The organism is Idiomarina abyssalis (assembly GCF_019797805.1).
Lineage (GTDB): Bacteria > Pseudomonadota > Gammaproteobacteria > Enterobacterales > Alteromonadaceae > Idiomarina > Idiomarina abyssalis.
Genome location: NZ_CP081832.1, coordinates 2345908 through 2367127, shown reverse-complemented (window position 1 = coordinate 2367127; position 21220 = coordinate 2345908). Strand labels below are relative to the sequence as shown.

Annotated in this window: 19 protein-coding genes; 12 read left to right on the top strand and 7 right to left on the bottom strand. The window is 47.2% G+C overall.

The window, feature by feature from the left end; translation table 11 throughout:
* Positions 1 to 48 precede the first annotated feature (48 nt).
* The 4 genes from K5X84_RS11375 (at position 49) to K5X84_RS11360 (ending at position 4608) form a co-directional block, all read left to right on the top strand.
* Complete coding sequence (locus K5X84_RS11375) at positions 49 to 1812, top strand: putative bifunctional diguanylate cyclase/phosphodiesterase (RefSeq protein WP_222235906.1); 1764 nt, start codon at positions 49 to 51, stop codon at positions 1810 to 1812.
* 19 nt (positions 1813 to 1831) lie between these two features.
* Positions 1832 to 2773, top strand: a complete 942-nt coding sequence (locus K5X84_RS11370; RefSeq protein ID WP_222235905.1) for an META domain-containing protein — start codon at positions 1832 to 1834, stop codon at positions 2771 to 2773.
* 15 nt (positions 2774 to 2788) lie between these two features.
* Positions 2789 to 3241: an RrF2 family transcriptional regulator gene (locus tag K5X84_RS11365; RefSeq protein ID WP_054490078.1), complete on the top strand. Its 453-nt coding sequence runs from the start codon at positions 2789 to 2791 to the stop codon at positions 3239 to 3241.
* A 92-nt stretch (positions 3242 to 3333) separates the two neighbouring features.
* Positions 3334 to 4608, top strand: coding sequence for a metal-dependent hydrolase family protein (locus K5X84_RS11360; RefSeq protein WP_222235904.1), 1275 nt, complete (start codon positions 3334 to 3336; stop codon positions 4606 to 4608).
* Between the two features lie 13 nt (positions 4609 to 4621).
* Here K5X84_RS11360 and K5X84_RS11355 read toward each other — a convergent pair whose 3' ends face one another.
* Together K5X84_RS11355 and K5X84_RS11350 are read right to left on the bottom strand one after the other, a co-directional pair.
* Positions 4622 to 5521 carry a MaoC family dehydratase gene (locus K5X84_RS11355; RefSeq protein ID WP_234972492.1) on the bottom strand — a complete coding sequence of 300 codons (900 nt, stop codon included), beginning with the start codon at positions 5519 to 5521 and terminating at the stop codon, positions 4622 to 4624.
* A 102-nt stretch (positions 5522 to 5623) separates the two neighbouring features.
* Positions 5624 to 7666, bottom strand: a complete 2043-nt coding sequence (locus K5X84_RS11350) for a BCCT family transporter (protein ID WP_222235903.1) — start codon at positions 7664 to 7666, stop codon at positions 5624 to 5626.
* Positions 7667 to 7818: 152 nt separating this feature from the next.
* Here K5X84_RS11350 and K5X84_RS11345 point away from each other — a divergent pair, with 152 nt between their 5' ends.
* Entirely contained in the window at positions 7819 to 8985 is a 1167-nt protein-coding gene (locus K5X84_RS11345; RefSeq protein ID WP_199493784.1) for a GGDEF domain-containing protein, read from the top strand.
* A 9-nt stretch (positions 8986 to 8994) separates the two neighbouring features.
* Here the strand turns inward: K5X84_RS11345 and K5X84_RS11340 are convergent, their stop codons facing one another.
* Positions 8995 to 10242, bottom strand: a complete 1248-nt coding sequence (locus tag K5X84_RS11340) for an AMP-binding protein (RefSeq protein WP_222235902.1) — start codon at positions 10240 to 10242, stop codon at positions 8995 to 8997.
* A 1-nt stretch (position 10243) separates the two neighbouring features.
* A complete protein-coding gene (gene pyp, locus K5X84_RS11335) occupies positions 10244 to 10621 on the bottom strand; it encodes a photoactive yellow protein (protein ID WP_054490088.1) in 378 nt (125 codons plus the stop codon).
* 140 nt (positions 10622 to 10761) lie between these two features.
* On the opposite strand from pyp, the gene K5X84_RS11330 reads away from it, so the two are divergent.
* Positions 10762 to 11352 (top strand): TetR/AcrR family transcriptional regulator, encoded by a 591-nt coding sequence (locus K5X84_RS11330; RefSeq protein ID WP_199493786.1) that lies wholly within the window; start codon positions 10762 to 10764, stop codon positions 11350 to 11352.
* On the opposite strand, the gene K5X84_RS11325 is transcribed toward K5X84_RS11330, so the two are convergent.
* Entirely contained in the window at positions 11336 to 12523 is a 1188-nt protein-coding gene (locus tag K5X84_RS11325; protein WP_244994786.1) for a cyanate transporter, read from the bottom strand. The two genes, K5X84_RS11330 and K5X84_RS11325, sit on opposite strands and share 17 nt — an antisense overlap.
* A 136-nt stretch (positions 12524 to 12659) precedes the next feature.
* On the opposite strand from K5X84_RS11325, the gene gmk reads away from it, so the two are divergent.
* The 4 genes from gmk (at position 12660) to K5X84_RS11305 (ending at position 16234) form a co-directional block, all read left to right on the top strand.
* A complete protein-coding gene (gene gmk / locus K5X84_RS11320) occupies positions 12660 to 13295 on the top strand; it encodes a guanylate kinase (protein ID WP_199493787.1) in 636 nt (211 codons plus the stop codon).
* A gap of 66 nt (positions 13296 to 13361) precedes the next feature.
* A complete protein-coding gene (gene rpoZ, locus K5X84_RS11315; protein WP_011235607.1) occupies positions 13362 to 13631 on the top strand; it encodes a DNA-directed RNA polymerase subunit omega in 270 nt (89 codons plus the stop codon).
* A 103-nt stretch (positions 13632 to 13734) separates the two neighbouring features.
* Positions 13735 to 15840 (top strand): bifunctional GTP diphosphokinase/guanosine-3',5'-bis pyrophosphate 3'-pyrophosphohydrolase, encoded by a 2106-nt coding sequence (gene spoT / locus K5X84_RS11310; RefSeq protein WP_199493788.1) that lies wholly within the window; start codon positions 13735 to 13737, stop codon positions 15838 to 15840.
* A gap of 1 nt (position 15841) precedes the next feature.
* On the top strand, positions 15842 to 16234 hold the full coding sequence (locus K5X84_RS11305) for a RidA family protein (protein WP_222235901.1): 393 nt from the start codon (positions 15842 to 15844) through the stop codon (positions 16232 to 16234).
* Position 16235: 1 nt separating this feature from the next.
* Here the strand turns inward: K5X84_RS11305 and K5X84_RS11300 are convergent, their stop codons facing one another.
* Positions 16236 to 17576, bottom strand: a complete 1341-nt coding sequence (locus K5X84_RS11300) for a Na+/H+ antiporter NhaC family protein (protein WP_222235900.1) — start codon at positions 17574 to 17576, stop codon at positions 16236 to 16238.
* Between the two features lie 121 nt (positions 17577 to 17697).
* On the opposite strand from K5X84_RS11300, the gene K5X84_RS11295 reads away from it, so the two are divergent.
* On the top strand, positions 17698 to 19227 hold the full coding sequence (locus K5X84_RS11295) for a bifunctional GNAT family N-acetyltransferase/carbon-nitrogen hydrolase family protein (RefSeq protein ID WP_222235899.1): 1530 nt from the start codon (positions 17698 to 17700) through the stop codon (positions 19225 to 19227).
* A gap of 3 nt (positions 19228 to 19230) precedes the next feature.
* On the opposite strand, the gene K5X84_RS11290 is transcribed toward K5X84_RS11295, so the two are convergent.
* Positions 19231 to 20439, bottom strand: a complete 1209-nt coding sequence (locus K5X84_RS11290) for an EAL and HDOD domain-containing protein (RefSeq protein WP_222235898.1) — start codon at positions 20437 to 20439, stop codon at positions 19231 to 19233.
* Positions 20440 to 20536: 97 nt separating this feature from the next.
* On the opposite strand from K5X84_RS11290, the gene trmH reads away from it, so the two are divergent.
* Positions 20537 to 21217: a tRNA (guanosine(18)-2'-O)-methyltransferase TrmH gene (gene trmH / locus K5X84_RS11285; RefSeq protein ID WP_199493791.1), complete on the top strand. Its 681-nt coding sequence runs from the start codon at positions 20537 to 20539 to the stop codon at positions 21215 to 21217.
* The last annotated feature ends 3 nt before the right edge of the window (positions 21218 to 21220 follow it).

The window sequence follows — 21220 nt, the reverse complement described above, 5'->3', positions numbered from 1 at the left end:
GTTACGTAAGGAATTAGTTAATAGAATCGAAAGATAGAAGGATATGCTTTGTCAGCGAAGGATATTGCTAATGCCAGAGTACTGATTGTTGATGATAATCACACCAACATTGAGCTTCTCATCGCATTATTAGAAGAGGCTGGGTACCAGTATATTGAAGGGGTACAAACTCCCAGGCTCATTGATGAAAAAATGGCCTCATTTAAACCGGATCTTATTCTGTTAGATTACAGAATGCCGGAGTTGAATGGTGCTGAAGTACTTAAACATATGAAACAAACTTATGGCGATGATGCTCCGCCAATGGTTATGTTGACAGCTCAGGGCGATAAAGAAACGCGGCTCCGGTCACTTGAACTGGGTGCTACCGACTTTTTAACCAAGCCCTTTGATAACGAAGAAATTTTACAGCGACTGCGTAACATTTTGCAGGTCCATTATCGTTCGCAGGCGAGACGAGATGCGTCGTTATTTTACGAAGCCATTGCAAGTAAACGCTCTGCGGAGCTTGAAGAGCTCGTTCTTGAGGACATGCTAACCGGGTTACCTAACCGACGGGCAATTCTGCAGGAAGTTAATGCAATGGTGCGCTCCGATAAAGGCTGTAGCGTTGTCTTTCTGGTTATTGATGAACTTGAAGAAGTTGCTCAGTTGCATGGTTACCCTTTGGCCGAAGCTTTTACGCGTGAACTGGCGTTGTTATTACAAAGTAAAGCACCAGCCCGCAGCTTCATTGGTAGCTGGGGGCAACAGGAATATGTTGTCGTGTTTGAAGCGCAGTTAGATGCCGAACTCATGCGTAAGGGACATAGACTGGTTGATGTTGCCAGCGGCGATCACGATTACGAAACCTTACTTATCACTATCGCTGCCCGGGCCGGAATAAGCTCTACTCTGGACAGTAATATAGAGCCGGATGAACTGATACGTCAGGCTTCCCTGGCTTTACCAAAGAAAGGAACACCCCCTGTCGGGCTGTTTTCTGACGAGCTGCATCGTGATTTGGCTGATCGTATTAGTTTACGTAACGACTTGAGAGCAGCCTTAGAAGCCGATGATCTTCAGTTGTTTTTCCAGCCTAAGTACGACTTAGTTACCGGTAAGATAACCAGCGCAGAGGCATTACTTCGTTGGCAACACATAGAAAAGGGGTTCATATCGCCCGCGCTGTTTATCCCATTGGCGGAGCAAACCGGTGATATCAGAGCGATAGGAGACTGGGTTGCTGAACATGCGATAAAACAGCTGGCGAAATGGCGTCAACAGAACATTGTTGATGGCAGTTTTGTGTTGGCAATAAATGTGTCCCCTCAACAGATGGTAACCGGAACTTTTGCTTCGGATCTTCTGGAGTGTTGCCAACGTCACAAGGTCGAGCCCAAACAGGTACAGGTGGAAATCACGGAATCTGCGGTCATGCAGAACCTGAAGAAAGTCCAGCATGAACTGGAAGTACTGACGCGAGCGGGAGTTACCGTAGCGATGGATGACTTTGGTACGGGCTATTCATCATTGTCTTATTTGCGGAATTTACCAATTAGCGTGATTAAAATTGACCGTAGTTTTGTCATGAACTTAGTGAGCAATTCATCGGACCAACAGCTGGTAGGTACTATCGTGTTAATGGCTCACAATTTTAAATGCTCAATTGTTGCAGAAGGCATTGAAACAGTTGAGCAAGCTAAGCTTTTAGTGCAAATGGCATGTAACGAAGGTCAGGGCTTTTTATTTTCCAGGCCTATTACTCAAAATGAGTTTGAGGAGTTAGTGCAATCACCAGCACATACTATAGAATCTTATCTTAACAGTTAAAAATAACAGGATGGCAAGTATGCCCGGTATCACCGTAAAAGGAAGTCTCTCTCTTTTCGCTGCAACACTGTTGTCAGGCTGTGCGCTTGTATCGCCAGCAGAGAAGGCACCCGTTGCTTACCAATGTGGTGCGAGTGAATTGAGTGTATTGCAGCAAGAGCAAGGTTTGCTGTTAAGTTATGGATCTGAGCAAGAACTGCTGACACAAGCGGTGAGCGGTTCAGGAGCCCGTTATTCAAATGATAACGAACCTGTCACTGAGTTCTGGAGTAAGGGTAACGAAGCAGATATTACCTGGCGTGGCCAGGACATGCCGCTGTGTGTGGAACAGGGGGCCTTGCCCAAACACTTTACTGCTAAAGGTAATGAACCCTTCTGGCAAGTGGCAGTAAACCCTCAGCATATGGCCTTAACAACCCCGGAAAGCGAAGCCATTATCGATTTAAAACCTGCGCAAGTGGTATCAACCCAGCCTTACGAATGGCGTATAGAGTCGACCACAGATAAACACCTGATTGTTATTGACCGGTTATGTCGCGATTCAATGAGTGGCCGTTTATATCCTTATCAGGTGGACTTACAGGAGTCTGACCGGATGTATTCTGGATGTGGCGGAGACAGCGAATGGTTGCTTCAGGGCGTCAGCTGGGAATTATCAGAGTTTGAGGGGCATGCAATTCAGTCCAAACCTGCCACCATCCAGTTTTTAGAGGACAATCAACTGGCGGGCTTTAATGGGTGCAATCGCTACTTTGGACATTACAACATGGGTGGCGAGCTTGCGCAGATCCGCTTAACAGGCAGCACGAAAATGGCCTGTAGTGATACAGCCAACGCTTTGTCGCGTGAGTTTAGCGATGTACTCGAGCGTGTTTATCAAGTGAATATTGATGATAAGGAGCGCCTGATATTGAGCACTCGTGGCGGTCGTCAACTGGTCTTTAAACAAGAACCCCGATAAAGGTAATACGCACGCATGCAATTAAAAAAGTATACAGACTACGGCTTGCGAGTGCTGATGTATCTGGCAGCGAAAGAAGACAATGAAAGAGTCACCATCGATGAGTTAAGTGGCATATTTAACGTGCCAAGAAATCATTTAAATAAGGTGGTTCATCAGCTTGGGAAAGAGGGGCTGATAGAAACTCGCCGTGGCAAAAACGGAGGTTTTTTACTGGCGGTTGACCCTGCCGATGTACGTCTTGATCAAGTGATTAGGCGACTGGAAGGCGATGAATACTGGATAGACTGCCATAAGCCCGAGTGCGCTATATTTCCTGTCTGTGAGTTGAAAAGCTTAATCAACCAAGGCAAAGAAACCTTCTACAACTTCCTGTCGAATTACACCTTAGCTTCGTTGTTGAAACATGAGTCTGAAATTAGAGAGCTCTGGGGAACCCCAATTCAGGTAACTGTCGATAAAGATTAACCTTTGGTCGCAATAGTGATCGCTGGCGTTGCAATTCGTAACGGTTCGGAGTATCACAGACCATAAAGAGTAAAATAAAATCAGGGGGAAGTATGTTGAAGAAAATAGCTATAGGTTTAACGGTAGCGTTAGCAGGACACACCGCTCAGGCTGGTGAATGGCTGCATTGCGGAAATGTGTTTGACAGTGAAAGCGGTCGTCTTGCCGGTGAGCGCTATATTGAAGTCACTGACAACAAAATTACTGCCGTTAAAGTGAACGCCCCCGGCGGTGATGCTTCGGTTACGGATTTAAGCGCACATACCTGTCTGCCTGGCTTGATTGATTTACACGTTCATCTTGATGGCCAATCCGGGCCTGACTCTTACATAAAACAGTTTACTGAAAACCCTGCTGATCTTGCTTTGAAAGCTCAACACTATGGCATGAAGACCTTGGAAGCTGGCTTTACGACCGTAAGAAACCCGGGTGACTCCGACAACGTCACTATTGCCTTACGTAATGCGGTAAATGCAGGTGTGGTTGACGGGCCAAGAATTTATTCCGCAGGGAAATCTTTAGCAACGACCGGTGGACATGCCGACCCGACAAACGGCTGGAAAGAAGAACTGATGGGGCGTCCGACGCCTAAAGATGGTGTTATTAATAGTGCCGCAGATGCTCGCGAAGCAGTACGTCAGCACTACAAAGATGGTGCTGACTTTATCAAAATTACCGCAACCGGCGGTGTTTTGAGTATGGCCAGCAGCGGCGACAACCCTCAGTTTACTGACGAAGAGCTAAAAGGTCTGGTTGATATTGCCAATGACTACAACTTTCATGTTGCAGCACATGCCCATGGTAAAGCAGGTATGCTGCGGGCAGTGAAAGCCGGCATTACTTCGGTAGAGCATGGTACTTACATGGATGACGAAGTAATAGCGGCTATGAAAGAGCACGGAACCTATCTGGTGCCCACCATTCTGGCCGGCAAGTTTGTTGCTGAAAAAGCGGAAATTGATGGTTACTTTCCGGACGTTGTCAGACCGAAAGCGCGCGAAATAGGCCCTAAAATTCAGGACACTTTTGCAAAAGCCTATAAAGCAGGGGTTAATTTCGCATTTGGTACCGATAGTGGCGTATCCGCTCACGGTGATAACGCGTTAGAATTCCAATACATGGTAGAAGCAGGTGTCCCCGAAGCTGAAGCGATTCAGTCAGCAACTTCCATAGCTGCCAAGCTGCTTAAAAATGATGATATTGGTCACATTGAAGAAGGTAAACTAGCGGATATCGTGGCTGTAAAAGGAAACCCGTTGGACGATGTTACCTTATTGCAAAATGTCAGTTTTGTGATGAAAGGCGGTAAGGTTTATAAACACCAATAAGTCTTTTTAAGGGTCAGTCGAAACGGACTGACCCTTCTAGTTTTAAGGAAACATGATCGCTGCTTCTTACTTCGTATTTGGTTTTATCCTCTTCTTCTGATGCCCAGAGCTGTACCCGAGCCGGTAAAATAACGGGTCGTTTGAACGTAACGTCAATATAAGTAACGGCTTTTTGCTGGCGCTTTTCAAGTTCAGCCTGAGCTCTCGCCATCATGTACATGCCATGGATAATAGGCTTCTCAAACCCAAACCAGCGCGATACCAGAGGATGCAGATGAATCGGGTTAAAGTCACCGGAAATTCTCGCGTAACGCCTGCCCATACCGCTGCCTAACTGCCAATGGCTGATGTTTTCCCAGCCAGCTTCCGGTTCAAATGGCTTTATCGGTGTTGCTGCTTTTTTCGAGGGAGCCTGGCTTTGGCCACTCATGACTTGATAGACACTGGAACAGGTGGCTACTTTTTCGTTGTTTTGCCAAAACTCTACCACAAACTGCGGACGCAAACGGCGTGGAGAAACATCAGGACCACGTTTAGGGACTTTGACTTTTGAAATCAGTTGAAAAGGAGCTTGTGCAGAAATAACCTGATGTCGTTCGATTTTATTGCTGACATGAACGAGACCGGGTGCGGGCCAGGGAAAACTGTCATCCAGCATTTGAGAAAGATGTGCTCTTTGGGCTATACAGTAAAGCATAGCTAAAGGGACATCGCTGACAAAACCATTAAACGCTTGATGATAACGACTCAGGTGTTTTTCTGTAGGCGCAGGAATAGAGTAACTTTTGCATAAAGTCTCTGATTCGGCCTCAGACTCGTCACTGCGCTGCAAGGTTAGCAGTGAGCGCAACAGCATGCTTGGCATAGGTGCCAGCTTCTGAGTAGGTGTATCAACACGTTCCATAGTGACCATTAAACTCCATACTGATAATACGGCTATTCTCGCACATGTCTCGTACTATCAACAGTCCGACCACTGAAAGGCCGCTCCGTAGAGCGACCTTTTACACTCCTTTTACTTCTTTGTCTCAAGGTCGTCGTTCAAGTCCTCGTCATGTTTCTCAAGATCCCAGGGTAAGACACCTGGACTATGATGACGAAAATGAAGGTAGTTCTCAAATTGATTGATCACGTCGTTGATAATATCTGTTGTCTCATAACCATAGAGATCGTACGACTGACCACCTTGTCTAAGGAAAACCTCTGCCCGATAGTAAATTTCTCTATTTTTGTCATTAGTTAAGGCAAACTCTGGTAACAGATAGTCTCTTAAACGAATCTCATAAGCAAAATCGAGATCATCTTTTCGTTCAACACTAAGGATAATTCGGTTGTGTTCGTCATCAGCCCTGAATTCAGCAGGCCAGTCCTGGCCTTTCAGTTCGTCACGAACATTTTTAAGACTCTCTGTGGCAGGCCCGCTAATAAAGTCCAGTACCGGCTCCTTCTTCGGGAAATCTACCAGCCCGGCCAGACGTTTTTTCCAATAGTCCGGGCCTTCGTTAACACCACGGCGGTGAGAATGACGGTGACTCTGGAGACTATTGGACTGGTACCCTTCAATGACCAGAGCACGCCACATGCCCACTGCTGATATCAATATAATGACGGCAAAGGGTAAGGCGCTGGTAATGGCTGCCGTTTGTAGAGCCCCAAGGCCGCCTGCTACGAGCAGTACTGCGGCGACAATACCTTCCGTACTGGCCCAGAAAACACGCTGCCATGTAGGCGTTTCCATCATGCCGCCAGAAGATAGGGAATCAATGACCAGTGAACCGGAATCTGACGACGTTACGAAGAAGGTAATAATTAAAAGTACGGTCAGAAAGCTCAATATGCTGGTCATTGGCAGGTTTTCGTAAAGCTTAAACAGTGCGACTGCCTGGTTGTCCTGAACTTCTGAGATTAAGGTGGTATAACCCTCGTTCATTATCATGTTGAGTGCGGTGTCGCCAAACACTGCGAACCAGAAGAAAGTAAATATCGTAGGCACCAGCATGACCCCGAAAACAAACTGGCGAATGGTTCGGCCGCGGCTTATTTTAGCAATAAACAACCCGACAAAAGGCGCCCAGGCAATGGTCCAGCCAAATATAAATAAGGTCCAGTTACCAATCCAGTCGCTGCGCTCATAAGCTTGCAGGTTAAAGGTCCGCTCGACAATACCACTTAAATAAGCCCCGGTGTTTTGCAGGAAGGTTTCCAGGATGTGTATTGTTGGCCCTACCGCGAAAACAAACAGCAGCAAGAAGACAACCAGCGTCATGTTAATCAGTGATAGCCGTTTTATCCCTTTGTCCATACCGGCTACCACTGAAGCAATAGCGGCTAGAGTAATGAGTCCGATGGAAATAACCTGAACCATGGTGCCAACGGGGATATCCTCCCATAGATAATTGAGCCCTGCGTTAATTTGAATAACGGACAGCCCCAGAGTTGTTGCAATACCAAACATGGTGCTGAGAATGGCGAACGTATCTATGGTATGCCCAATGGGTCCATTTATTCTGTCGCCAATAAGCGGGTAAAGGGTTGAGCGCATGGTAAGTGGTAACCCGTGGCGAAAAGAAAAGTAAGCCAACACCAGGCCTACCAGGCCATAAATAGCCCAAATATGGAAGCCCCAGTGGAAGTACGCAATTTGCATGGCTTGTTTTGCCGAGCTGACAGTTTCAGCCGCGCCTGCAGGAGGCTCTGCATAATGTAATATGGGTTCGGACACGCCGAAAAAGAGCAATGCAATGCCGTAGCCAGCCGAGAACAGCATGGCAAACCAGGACGTAAAGCTGTATTCCGGCTCGCAATGGTCGGGACCTAGTTTAATCTTGCCCCAATTGGAAACAGCCACACCAATAATGAATATAAGAAACAGTGCGACTGCCAGCATATAAAACCAACCGAAATTGTCAGTAATGCCTGCTAATGTCCAGTCGAATAGCTCCCCGGCTTTGTCAGGCGCACTCAAAGTGCCTATAACCAGCAGTGCAATAACGATTACTGCAGGGAGAAATACTGGCACTAAAATCGCAGAATGCCATTTGCTCTTTTCGGCCGACATAAAAGCTCCTGTTTTTTCTAAGATTTATTTATATATAGACTACTCAGAAAGATTTGTAATGGGTCACTTTGTATTAATTTGCTGTTTAGTTTCTGGCCACTGCGGTATTATGAGCACTGTTGTTGCAGTAGATAAAAAGTGACTTAGTCGTTATGAATACTGATAAAAGCCGCGTGAATTTAGAGCTCTTAGCAAATGCTGTTCCAGGCGCTCTTTACCAACTTGAACGTTCGCCAGACGGGGAATTAAAATTTAACTATGTGAGCCAGGGCGTGGAAGCTATTTTCGGATGTTCCGCCGAGGCATTGAGTCACGATATTAATTTGCTCAGCAACATTATCCACCCCGATGACTTACAGTCGGTACTGAAAAGTATGCACGACTCCGCCCGTTACAAATACCGCTGGATAAAAGAATACCGTGTGATTAGAAACGGTAAAGAAGCCTGGATATACGGACACGCGGTAACGATTCAACAAGATGACGGCAGCACCTTGTGGAATGGGCAAATGCTCGACATTACCGAACGAAAAATGCTGGAACTGAAAGCTGAAGAGAACCAGCGGAATTTAATGTTAGCCGAGCGAGTCGGGGGGCTGGGTCATTGGCAGCTGGATTTAAAAACAGGGCTGTCCAAATGGTCCGATACTATGTACGACTTACATGGTCTGAATAAAGCAAAAACCAAACCGTCTTTAGCATTGGTTATGGATAAGACCCACCCGGAAGACAGACAAGCGCTGACTGAAGCTATTGAAGCGGTTAAGCAGTCGGGTGCGCGGGACGTGGAGCATCGCATCATGTTAGCGGACGGCGAAATTCGATGGTTACGGGAATCTGGTATTTACCGGACGAATGACAATGGTCAGGAAATTATTTTTGGCACCACTCAGGATATTACCGACTACAAAGAACTTGAACTGAAGTTACGGCAAACGGGGGGCAGCGATGAGAACACGGGGTTTTACAATCGGCGGCTTATGCTGCAGTCATTGCAACGCCGCTTTAGTCTATTTCAGGCGCACTCCGAATACCAATATTACGTTCTTGTTGTAAAAGTGGCTGATGATGTTGCGACGTTAAAAGCGACAAGCCATATATTGCGTAATAGCATTCGTGATTACGACATTCCGGGTAGCTTAGGGAATGGCCTTATTGTTGTGCTTATGTCGACTCTTTCTGCTGATCGTAATAATGAATGTCTGAACGCTGTTCGGGAGCAGTTAACACAACAGAATGTAAAGCATAAAATTGCTTTGGAATGTGCCCAGGTAACGGATCTACGCTTTGACGATGTACTCGTCAGAGCGCTGCATTAATTGAGTCGCTTAAGGTTTATCGATAGCCCAGTCACAGGCCTTGCCCATGGTATTAAGCGGTAACTGCTTACCAAAGCTGATGTGCTGAGGGACTTCGGCCGCAAGTAAACGTTCACTTAGCCAGTTTTTTAGACTTTGCTCAGTCATGGTGTTTTCAGAATGCCTTTGTAAAACAATAAACGCCTTTAAGCCTGTTCCTTCGTCCGCTACGAGTGGCCTGACAGTGGCATCAGCAATATCAGGGTGCTGGCGTAGACAATCAGCAACATGGTCGGGAAATACATTGGTTCCCCGTATTGAAATAGCTTTATCAACACGCCCTTTAATCTGAAATTCACTGTCGTTTTTCCAAGCTGCGCTATCCGGTAAATCAAAGGTTAATAGCGTCTGCCTGTCAACGATACACTGAGGATTGCTGTCGTGGCTGCGCCAGCGGGGAAGCAAACGATAATTATCCTCTGGCTCGCTGCGATAACCCACACCTGCAGTTTCTGAACTACCGTAAACCTCGACAGTTCTTGCAGCACCCATAGAGTAGAGCTGGTGCAATGTGCCTGGTGGGCAGTGACCCGTTGAACTCATAAAAAGCACTCCCGGCGGTAATGGCGGGATCTCTGTAGAAAGCTGAGTCAATAACTCTGGAAAGCCAACAACGATGTCGCCTGCACGCAAGCCGCCGTTACGAACATGGCTATAGGCTTTGAACCCTCTTATAACGGGAATATCGACGAGATTAGGTAATAACACAGTAAACAGGAAGCCATAAATGTGATGGCTGGGAACTAAGGAGACCACTCTGTTAGGCGATATGTCGTATTCATTATTAAAAATACGTATAAACGCATGAGCTTCCTCAACCAAAGTGCTCCATGAGTGTTCACAAGCCTTAGGTTGTCCGGTACTGCCAGAAGTCGTTACGGTTAAATTTTGAGAGTGAACTTGTCGTGACTTAAGCACCACTTCAGCCCATTCGGACAGACTGTGGCGACGTAAGAGATAGTCCTCGACTCCGCTGTCTCCCATGTGGAAAAACTGGACAACCCGCCCGGCCAGAGCAAGCCTTTCCAGGGAGTCTACCGCAACAGCTTCGTCGCCATCGTCTTTTGTGACCTGGTTTTTCGATATCAAATAATCGTCTTCGTGCCACTGACGGCGCTTCCAGTGCTCGCTTTCAGCCGGACGCATTCTGGAGAGCTCATCGGCGATAAGATCGCCGATGACAGTTACAATGAAGTGGTGATTAAGTGAGTTTGCCACGTTATAGCCGCTTAACAAACACCCAGTAGGTATCCCCTGTCAGGGCTTTTTTCATGTGAACTTTGACCTTAGTCGGCTTCATTTCATAGTCAAAAACGTATTCGAACATGGTGTTCAAGTCGCCATTTTTTACGCCCTCATCGAAGCGGCCTTTAAACTCAGGGCTGTTGGTACAAGGAGCGACTTCTTTAAAAAAGTTTTTACCAACAACAGCACCCGGATCGCGACCTGTAATATCGCCTTCAGCGGCATTGTACTGGATGATTTTGCCACTGCCGTCGAGCTGAATCGCGCCAAACGCAATGTCGTTTAATTTGTCATCTGACATTTTCGCCAGAGTATTTTCAATATCATCGGAACCGAACTGAACAATTTCCATAGTGTTACCCTTATTTGTAATGTTCCTTCTAATAGTCGTTCCCGAAAACTTTGGATCATAATTCTTAACACTTCTTAAAGTGAAATTAGGGACAAGCAGGTCTATACTTGTTTCCAGGTCAATAATTAAGGATGAAGAAAATGCCCAGAACGCCTAAATTTCACCGGGAAACAGCGCTTAATAATGCGCTCAAGCTTTTCTGGCGCAAGGGATATCATGCGACCTCGATGAAAGACATCGAAGAAGAAATGGACATGAGGCCAGGAAGTATTTACGCCGCCTTTGGTAACAAGGAAGCGCTATTTAAAGAAACTCTGGAAAAGTTCGCTGTGCTTGCAACGGAAGAGTTTGAACAGACATTGGCTCAAAGTTCGTCTATTTTGCAGGGTATCAGTTTGTACCTTCGCAATATAGCGGTAATGACATCTAATGAGTCGCCGACGAAAGCCTGCATGTTAGTGAAAACTTTGCTTGAGTTCACTCCGGAAGACAAGACGTTTAGTGAACCTGCCAAAGCTTATCTGGACGAGTTTGAGCGCGGCTTCACCGATGCTTTCAAGTTGGCGCAACAGCGTGGAGAAATTGGTCGGGCTCAGTCTCCCGAACGTCTTGGTCGCTTGTTGCAAACGAATGTTATTGGGTTGCGCACCATGGCGGGACGAGGTTTACCTCAGCAACAGCTAGAGAGTTTGGCCGACGACATTATTGCGAGAATTATTCCCGCAAGTTAAATAAGCCTTTGTAACTCTTGGGGTTAAAGCGCCAGGTTATCAGCAAAATTAATAAGCCAACAATGATGTGTAGTTGCCAGCCTAAACTGTAGTTGCCTGAAACATCTCTGAACCATCCGGTTAAAAGCGGCATGAGGCTGGCAAACATAAAGCCTATACCCTGCATAAAGGAAACCAGACGCCCGGCCTGCACTGGGTTATCGATATGGTCCAGTGCCATAACAATGCACAGCGGAAAAGCGCCACCTAAACCAAAACCGCACAGAGCGGACCATAACCACGGAGCCGCTGTCGGAAACCAACTGAGTCCGGCAAACCCCACCATTTGGGTGATAACCGCTAGCATTAGCCAAAAGCGTCGGTCTTGTGTTCGAGATAAAGCCGGCAACAATAAAGCGCCAATAACCTGAACTAAAGAAAACAGTGCCAGTAAATTTCCGGCTTTTTGTGCTGGCCAGTCAAACTCCGCGTAAAAAGGTGCTATCCAGGCAATGAACCCTGCATAGCCTGCATTAACCAGGGCAAAGTAAATACCGAGCAGCCAGGCCCGTGGATAACGATGAGCACGCAAAAGCAGGTGTCTTGGAGGGATGCTGGCTACCGGAACCCGGTTAAAAGGGAGATACCAAATGACGAGCACCAGTAAGGCCAACAGGGACCAGCTTCCCAGAGCCTGGAACCGTTCAGGTAGTAAGTTTGCGGCCCAGGGGGTGGCAACGGCGCCGAGTGCAGCACCGCCCATCAGTGCAGCAGACCAAAGACCGGTGACCATGCCTAAGCGATTCAGATACTTTTGCTTGGTCAGCTCAGGGATCACAATATGAAGCAGTGCAATACCAACCCCTCCAACCAGGGCACTACTGATTAAGCTTATATTTGTCGGTTCAAATAAGCGTACTAGCAGGCCTGCGCAAAGTACAAGCAGGCCAAGACCTATGCCCTGCTTATAACCTAATGCTGTCGTTACCCGGCCAGCGAATAACGCCATTAAACCAATCATTAAGATGGGCAGTGTGGTCAGTAGCGAAACTTCACTAAAAGACAGTTTGGTAATGGTTTGCAGTTCGTCGGCAAGAGGTCCTACCGAGGTTAGCAGCGGGCGTAGATTGAGCCCCAGCAACACCAGAACCAACAGGCCGAAAAAGAGGGGAAGTTTTGATGGTTTCGCCACTGGCGCTGATGAAGTCTGCAAATTAGTACCGCTGCTGCGTAAAAGCCATACTCTACTCAATTTTCATCGCGGTGTGAAACCGTGTTATTATTTCGCGCCAACAGTGATCGTCCGTTTCTTAAAAAGAGAACCCGTTATGACCGCGTCTCCGGTGTTAGGGAATTTGTTTATCATTGCGGCCCCCAGTGGCGCAGGCAAGTCGAGCCTGATACGGGCTTTGTTGGAAAAACACCCCGATCAATCCATGCAGGTATCTGTATCGTCTACTACGCGTGCTCCGCGCCCAGGTGAAGTGCAGGGCGTCCACTACCATTTTCTCAATACTGACGAGTTTGAACAGCGTATTGATGCGGGTGAGTTTTATGAATGGGCACGTGTGTTCGGCAATTATTATGGAACCTCTCGTAAAGTCGTCGAGTCCTTATTGGCTGAAGGCAAAGACGTTTTCCTCGATATTGACTGGCAGGGCGCGCAACAAGTTCGTGAACACCACCCTGAAGTGCGATCGGTTTTTATTGTCCCCCCAAGCTTGGATATTCTGGAAGAAAGGTTGCGATTCCGAGGTCAGGATTCCGACGAAGTTATTGCTGAGCGCATGGCAAAAGCTCAGGCAGAAATGTCGCATTATCATGAGTTTGACTACTTACTGGTAAACGATGATTTTGATAGTACTCTGGCATCGCTGGAGCATATTGTCTTTGCCCAACGGCATAAAATGCCGCACCAACAAGTAAGATATTCAAAGGTATTGAAGGAATTGCTTGGATCATAGGGCTTAATTCCGTATAATTCTTAGCCTTTCGAAAAATACGACTCACGCTTTATTTGGAGTAAAACCATGGCTCGCGTAACTGTAGAAGATGCTGTAGACCGTGTTGGTAACCGTTTTGATTTAATTTTGTTAGCTTCACGCCGCGCGCGTCAGTTGGCTAATGGTAAAGAGCCATTAGTTGAAACAAAGAACGAAAAGCCAACTGTTATTGCTTTGCGTGAAATAGAGCAAGGTCTTATCGACAACGAACGTCTGGATATCGAAGATCAAGCCGCTCAAAAGCAGCAAGACGCTGAAGAACTGCGCGCCGTAGATGCGTTGCGCGGTATCGAATAAAAATTTCTATTCGCCAACGGCATCAATGCCGTTGGCAATTCTATCAAATCCCCTTATTCTGAAAGTATATTCATAAGTCCGGTGTGACCCGGGGAGTTATCTGGTGTACTTATTTGAAGGCTTAAAGGCTCAAGTTAGTGAGTATCTTCCATCTGAGCAGGTGGAGCGTATTCGTGATGCCTTTGTTGTAGCAAATGAAGCCCATAGTTCGCAAAAACGCAGCAGTGGTGAACCCTATATTACTCACCCGGTTGCCGTAGCCAGTTTGCTTGCGGATATGAAGCTGGATTGTGAAACACTCATGGCTGCCTTACTGCATGACGTGATTGAAGATACCGAAACCAGCCGGGAAGACCTGGCCGAGCGCTTTGGCGCAACGGTTGCCAGTCTGGTCGAAGGGGTTTCTAAACTGGATAAACTTCAGTTTAACTCTAAAGAAGAAGCTCAGGCGGAAAACTATCGCAAGATGATTATGGCGATGGTGCAGGATATTCGGGTTATTCTGATTAAACTGGCTGACCGCACCCATAACATGCGCACTATTCAGCACCTCCGGCCCGACAAACGCCGCCGCATTGCCCGCGAAACCTTAGAAATTTATGCGCCGTTAGCGCACCGTCTGGGTATGCACGATATTAAAAACGAGCTGGAGCAACTGGGCTTTTGGGCGTTGTATCCCTGGCGCGGGAAGTTGCTGGAATCGGAAGTTAAACGGGCACGTGGTAATCGACGCGAGTTTACTGAGCGTGTACAGAGTGAAATCAACTCCCGGCTTGAAGGCAATAATATTAAAGCGCGGGTGTCCGGCCGTGAAAAGCATCTGCACAGTATTTACCGCAAAATGCAGGCCAAAGAAGTTAAGTTTGAACAGGTCATGGATATCTACGCTTTCCGCGTCATTGTGGACAGTGTGGATACCTGCTACCGGGTTCTTGGCGCGCTGCACAATTTGTATAAACCCATTGAAACGCGGTTTAAAGATTATATTGCAATTCCTAAGTCAAATGGCTATCAGTCGCTGCATACCTCTTTAAAAGGACCACACGGGGTACCGGTAGAAATTCAGATCCGCACTGAAGAGATGGATCTTATGGCTGACCGGGGTGTCGCGGCGCATTGGATGTACAAAAAATCTGATGACTCCAGTACTACCGCTCAGGTGCGCGCCCGTAAGTGGATGCAGAGTCTGTTAGAGCTGCAGCAAAGTGCCGGTAACTCTTTTGAGTTTATTGAAAGCGTCAAATCTGACCTGTTCCCCGATGAAATTTACGTATTCAGCCCGGACGGACGTATCACCGAATTACCTCAGGGCGCTACGGCAGTAGACTTTGCTTATGCGGTACACACCGATATTGGTAATACGTGCATTGGCGCCAGGGTTAATCATCGCACTTATTCATTGAGTAAACCGTTAGAAACAGGGCAGACGGTTGAGATAAAAACAGCACCGAACTCGCGTCCTAATATTGCCTGGTTGAACTTTGTCGTAACCGGTAAAGCACGAGCGAAAATCCGTCAGTACCTGAAAAGCCAGGAAGCTGATGAAGCGCAGCAACTGGGTGAACGTTTACTTCGCTCAGCGCTTGGGCAAGTCAGTTATGACGAAATTCCGGAATCGGAATTTAACCGAGTGTTGCAGGAAACCAAAATTGATACCCGCGAGAACCTATTAAAGCAAATTGGCCTGGGAAATATGATGTCGATAGCTATTGCGAAGCGGTTATTAGGCGATTTACAGCCAATAAAAGACGACAACGCATCGCAAAAAAGCCTCTCAATTAAAGGAGCTGAAGGTCTTCTGGTAAGCTTCGCGAAGTGCTGCCGGCCTATTCCGGGCGATGATATTATTGCCCATGTCAGTCCGGGTAAAGGTTTGGTTATCCATCGCCGTGAGTGTAAAAACGTTCGCGGACATGAAGATGATCCCGGTCGTTACTTCCCGGTTGAGTGGGATAACAAGCCCGACGCCGAGTTTATTTCTGAGATTCGCATTGAAATTGTTAACAATCAGGGTGTGCTGGCCAAGTTAACCTCGTCAATTGCCACCACGGGTTGTAATATTGACGGTCTGCAGACCGAAGAAATTGACGCCAACATTTATTTCATTGATGTGGCTTTAACCATAAAAAACCGTAAGCACTTAGCGGACGTGATACGTCACATTCGTAAAATGCCGGATGTTCAGCGCGTGACGCGCTTAAGGAAGTAATATGTCTAAAGTAATTATTTCAACGGATAAAGCGCCTGCTGCTATCGGCACTTATTCGCAAGCAGTCAAAATTGGCACGACCGTTTATCTTTCCGGGCAAATTCCGCTGGTTCCTGAAACTATGGAGCTTGTTAGTGAAGACTTCACGGCTCAGGCGGAGCAGGTGTTTAAAAACCTGACTGCAGTTTGTGAAGCATCCGGTGGTGAATTACAGGATATGGTCAAGGTTCAGATTTATCTGACCGACCTGGGTCAGTTCGCTATTGTGAACGAAGTGATGGCAAAACATTTCAGACAGCCGTATCCGGCTCGCGCGGCTATCGGCGTAAAACAATTACCGAAAGGCGCGCAGATTGAAATTGACGGCATTATGGAACTGCCCAGCACCAACTAATTTAGGCTGACTCTGGTGTCGGCTCTCTGTCCTCCAGAGGTCGGCGCCAGATGATAATAGCAATAGCCACTGCTGCCAGAATAAAGCAATAACCCGTATGCAAACTGACTGACAATGGGGATATTTTAAAGCTAGCCCCCATTAGCAGTGCTTGCGCTCCATACGGCAACGCGCCTTGTACAACACAAGCAAAAATATCTAATAAGCTGGCGCTTTGTCGTGGTGCTAAGTTACCCACTTTTGCCAAACGCTTGCTGACCTCACCGGCTAACAGAATACTGACGGTGTTGTTGGCAACACAGAAATTGGTCAGTGCGGTTAGTGCGGCAACGCCAATGGCGGAGGCTCGTTGCTTGTGTTTACTCACCTTGTTGGCTGCACTTTCGACAAAAGCGGCTAAGAAAGCCAGTCCGCCCTGCTGACGGATTAGCGCTGATAAGCCACCAATGAGTAACGACAGAAGGAAAATTTCCTGCATGCTGCCAAAGCCTTCGTAAATATCCTGACTGAAAGCAACCCATTCATAGTCGACCGTGAACATGCCAAAAGCAGCGGCTAAGACAATACCAAGGCCTAATACGGCAAAAACGTTAAGCCCCGTTACCGCCAGTACAATGATGGCGAAGTAAGGCAGTGACAGCCAGAGGTTAGCTTCCGGGATCTCCAGAGGCACCTGACTGGTATCGTAAGTGATCAGCCAAATAACGGTGAAAATAGCTGCTGGTATTGCAATTTTAAGGTTCGCACGGAATTTGTCCCTCATAGTACAACCCTGTGTACGGGTTGCAGCAATGGTGGTGTCAGAGATGATGGATAAGTTGTCACCAAACATCGCGCCGCTAACCAGCACTCCGGCCAGCAATGGCAGACTGATATCCGTTGCTTCACCAATACCCAGAACGACCGGGGCCAGTGCCGCCAAGGTACCCATTGATGTGCCCATAGCTGTGGATATAACGCCCGCTATGATGAATAGCCCGGGCAGCAGAAATGACGGAGGGATAATGTTTAAACCTAAAGCCACCATGGCATCTACACCGCCGGTTGCTTCTGCGACCGTGGAAAAGGCACCGGCCAATAAGTAGATTAAACACATGGTAATGATGTTGTTGTCGCCGACACCACCGACGAAGGTTTCAATACGTTCTTCAAAAGCCTGTTTGCTGAGCAGTATACCCAGCACTATTGCCGGTAAAATAGCCACCGGGCTGGGCAGTTGATAAAACGCGTACTCTACGCCTTCGCTTTGAAAATACAGCCCTGTTCCTAAGAACAAAACTAAGAATAACGCTAGAGGTAACAGCGCCTTAGCGCTAGCCGGTTGTGGCGAAGCATCTGTCATGTGTCAGCCTTTTATTTTTATTTGGACGTCCAGAAGTTTATACAGCTAATTATCCTGATGCAACCTTATTCCAATTACGTGTAGACTGTCGGTAAAGTTGTTTTAGATCAGGATAGAGATAATGAGCCCGGATGAACTGCATTTGCAAATACGAAATTTGCGCCTGGAAGATTACGAACAGTTGAAAGCGTTAATGGATGCGGTCTATAAAGATATAGGCGGCTCCTGGAGTCAGTTTACGATAGAAAAGCTGATAAAAGATTTCTCGGAAGGCCAGTTTTGTCTGGAGGACAATGGACGCATTGTCGGGGTCGCCTTGACCGTAAAAGTTGAGTACACCAAGTTCTCTAACCCCCACACCTACGACGACTTAATTGGTCACAGAGAAGCCATTCTTAATAATAAGAAAGGCGATGCGCTCTATGGCCTGGATGTTTTAATTCACCCTGAATACCGGGGTTACAGACTGGGCCGCCGTTTGTACGATGCGCGTAAAGAGCTTTGTCGACAGGCGAACCTGAGGGCTATTCTGGCAGGTGGTCGTATCGTCAATTACTATAAGTACTCTAACGAACTGACGCCAAGCCAATATTTGGATAAGGTGCAGCGCCGTGAAATTTATGATCCCATTCTGACCTTTCAGCTGGCCAACGACTTTAGCGTAAAACGCCTGCTGGGCAAGTATTTACCCGAGGACGAGAAGTCGCGCGGCTTTGCGACTTTGCTGGAATGGAATAACTTTCTGTACGAGCCATCGGATAACATTCTCACCACCCGTATTCAAAACGTACGCGTGGGGGCCGTGCAGTGGCAAATGCGCTCGGTTGAGTCGGTAGAAGAGCTGCTGAAGCAGGTGGAATACTTTGTTGATGCTTTGTCGGGTTATCAAAGTGACTTTGCTGTCTTTCCGGAGTTTTTCAACGCACCGTTAATGGGGCTGACTGACCAGAGCCAGCAAATGGACGCGATTCGTTTTCTGGCTGGGTACACCGATCTGTTTAAGCGTGAAATGTCGCAAATGGCGGTCAGTTACAACGTCAATATCATTACTGGCTCTATGCCGCTTCAGGATGGCGATACAATTTATAACGTGTCGTATTTATGCCGTCGCGATGGCTCGGTGGAAGAGCAGTATAAGTTGCATATTACGCCACACGAAAAACGCGACTGGGTTATTGAAGGCGGCAACGAAGTTAAAGTTTTTGATACCGACGCCGGACGCATTGGTATTTTGATTTGCTATGACGTCGAGTTTCCTGAGCTTGGCCGCATAATGGCCGATGAGGGTTTGGAAATTCTGTTTGTGCCGTTCTGGACGGACACCCGCAATGCCTATTTGCGCGTACGTCATTGCGCTCAGGCTCGTGCGGTGGAAAACGAATGCTATGTGGTTATTTGTGGCAGTGTGGGTAACTTACCTGAAGTAGAAAGTCTGGACGTGCAATATGCGCAGTCAGCTGTGTTCTCACCGTCTGACTTTGCTTTCCCGCATGACGCAATTATGTCGGAAACGACACCGAACACCGAAATGCTGATGTTTTCTGACTTAAACCTGGATGAGCTTCGTTATTTGCATCACGAAGGGTCGGTAACGAATAAAAAAGACCGTCGGACGGACATCTATGAGGTATCGCGTAAGCTTTTAGGTTAAGGTTCAAAATAGCGCTAAACGGCACCATTGGCTGGCATCGATATAGAGCTGCCCAATATCGGTGCCGTTTAATTTTTGTTTTAAAGGGTGCTTATCCAGAGCATCCCACTCGCCGCGCTCGTAAATTTCGGTCATTTGCAGTAGATAGCCCCAGACACCTTCGCGGCTTTTCAGCCCCTTTGTTATTTCTGAAGAAAGTGGCAGTTGTTTGAGAACATCGTCCATCGGTACCCCCAGTATAATATCCAGTAACGAAAGCATACCGGCTAGAAAAGCGCTGGAGCGGTGTTTTTCATTGAGAATTTCGACCGTGACTAACTCCATAAAACGCGCCCGGGTCACTGACTTAATGGTCAGCTCTTCAGGTTGCCCTGCCGAGACATTGGCTAACACCACCAAGGTAACAAAGCGGCGAATTTCGGCATCGCCTAAATAGACTAAAGCGTGCTGAATGTTTTCTATTTTCTTACGGCCGCCGTAAAGTGCGCTGTTCACCAGTTTCAGTAAACTGTATGTCAGCGACAAGTCCTGCTCGATGATCTGCCTTATGGTATTTAAGTCGAGCTCTTTTTTATGAACCTCAGATAATAATGTCAGCTTACTAATACGGTTTGGCGAGAGCGATTTTTGTTGTACGACCTGAGGTTTCTCAAAGAAAAAGCCCTGAAAATAATCGAAGCCCAATTCAAGACAACGTTCAAACTCGTCGTAAGTCTCAACCCGTTCGGCTAAAAGAGGAATTCCCTTTTCTTTGAAGAACCGAATTTTACTTTCGAGGTTTAAGCCCTGCTCCTGAATATCAACTTTCACCATGTTGATCATCGGAATAACCGGATCCCACTGCCCGTCAAAGTCGTGATCGTCTAACGCAATGCGGTAGCCTTTCGACGTAGTGCTGCTGCAGGCTTCAAGTAAAGGAGCATCAACGCCAACAGTCTCCAGCAGCTCCACCCATACCGTTCGGGCATTTAAAAAAGAAGGAAAGTCGTTTAACAAAGTGCGGGCATGGAAATTAATAAACGCCTGCTTTCCCATGCACAGCGTCTGAATATCACCCAGTAAGTGCTGCTCCAGAAGCAACTTGGAGGTTGCCTCATTTGGGTCAATATTAGGAAAACTGTTGGAGTTGCTGTCGCGGAAAAGCAGCTCATAACCATAGACTTTTTGGTCTCTGGTGAGTATCGGTTGCCGAGCAATATAGGAGTACGACATTATTATTCTTGTCTTCCTTGATGAAGCATAGGGTTAGTTCTGACCGATTCTCTCGGGTATACTGCTTATATCTAGTCCTATTTTTATAAAAAAGCAAATGAGTCCTGAACGATATCAACGAATTAACCAAATGCTGGACAAACGCCAGCCAGACCTGACCGTTGTCATGGAGAACGTGCATAAAAACCATAATTTGTCTGCGGTGGTTCGCTCGGCAGATGCGATAGGCGTCCATGAAATGCACGCGATATGGCTGACCAAAAAGGCGAGGTTGTCCGGCGGAACTGCTTTAGGAAGCCAGAATTGGGTAAAAATTCACAACCATAAAACCATTGGTGAAGCGCTGGAAGCAACTCAGGGGCAAGGTATGCAGGTGGTGGTGACTCACTTGTCAGAACACTCTGTAGACTTCCGTGAGGTCGATTACACCAAGCCGACCGCTATTTTACTGGGTCAGGAAAAATATGGCGTAACCGATGAGGCGCTGGATATTGCTGATCATCATGTGATGATTCCTATGGTGGGCATGGTACAGTCACTGAATGTTTCTGTAGCTGGCGCTGTGATGTTGTATGAAGCGCAACGCCAGCGTGAACTGGCTGGTTTGTACGATAAAACGCACGTGAGTGCCGAAGAACGACACCGAGTGCTGTTTGAAGGCGGTCATCCGATTTATGCCAAGGCATGCAAGCGTAAGAATATGCCTTATCCGGAGTTGGATGAAAATGGACAAATTGTCGCGGACGAAGCCTGGTGGCTGGCGATGCGTGCAAGATAAGGA

What these genes read in the sequence shown, in the direction of transcription:
- K5X84_RS11370 (WP_222235905.1), top strand. Translation starts at nt 1,832, where the DNA reads ATGCCCGGTATCACCGTAAAAGGAAGTCTCTCTCTTTTCGCTGCAACA.
- K5X84_RS11365 (WP_054490078.1), top strand. Translation starts at nt 2,789, where the DNA reads ATGCAATTAAAAAAGTATACAGACTACGGCTTGCGAGTGCTGATGTAT.
- K5X84_RS11360 (WP_222235904.1), top strand. Translation starts at nt 3,334, where the DNA reads ATGTTGAAGAAAATAGCTATAGGTTTAACGGTAGCGTTAGCAGGACAC.
- K5X84_RS11355 (WP_234972492.1), bottom strand. Translation starts at nt 5,521, where the DNA reads ATGGTCACTATGGAACGTGTTGATACACCTACTCAGAAGCTGGCACCT.
- K5X84_RS11350 (WP_222235903.1), bottom strand. Translation starts at nt 7,666, where the DNA reads ATGTCGGCCGAAAAGAGCAAATGGCATTCTGCGATTTTAGTGCCAGTA.
- K5X84_RS11345 (WP_199493784.1), top strand. Translation starts at nt 7,819, where the DNA reads ATGAATACTGATAAAAGCCGCGTGAATTTAGAGCTCTTAGCAAATGCT.
- pyp (WP_054490088.1), bottom strand. Translation starts at nt 10,621, where the DNA reads ATGGAAATTGTTCAGTTCGGTTCCGATGATATTGAAAATACTCTGGCG.
- K5X84_RS11330 (WP_199493786.1), top strand. Translation starts at nt 10,762, where the DNA reads ATGCCCAGAACGCCTAAATTTCACCGGGAAACAGCGCTTAATAATGCG.
- gmk (WP_199493787.1), top strand. Translation starts at nt 12,660, where the DNA reads ATGACCGCGTCTCCGGTGTTAGGGAATTTGTTTATCATTGCGGCCCCC.
- rpoZ (WP_011235607.1), top strand. Translation starts at nt 13,362, where the DNA reads ATGGCTCGCGTAACTGTAGAAGATGCTGTAGACCGTGTTGGTAACCGT.
- K5X84_RS11305 (WP_222235901.1), top strand. Translation starts at nt 15,842, where the DNA reads ATGTCTAAAGTAATTATTTCAACGGATAAAGCGCCTGCTGCTATCGGC.
- K5X84_RS11300 (WP_222235900.1), bottom strand. Translation starts at nt 17,576, where the DNA reads ATGACAGATGCTTCGCCACAACCGGCTAGCGCTAAGGCGCTGTTACCT.
- K5X84_RS11295 (WP_222235899.1), top strand. Translation starts at nt 17,698, where the DNA reads ATGAGCCCGGATGAACTGCATTTGCAAATACGAAATTTGCGCCTGGAA.
- K5X84_RS11290 (WP_222235898.1), bottom strand. Translation starts at nt 20,439, where the DNA reads ATGTCGTACTCCTATATTGCTCGGCAACCGATACTCACCAGAGACCAA.
- trmH (WP_199493791.1), top strand. Translation starts at nt 20,537, where the DNA reads ATGAGTCCTGAACGATATCAACGAATTAACCAAATGCTGGACAAACGC.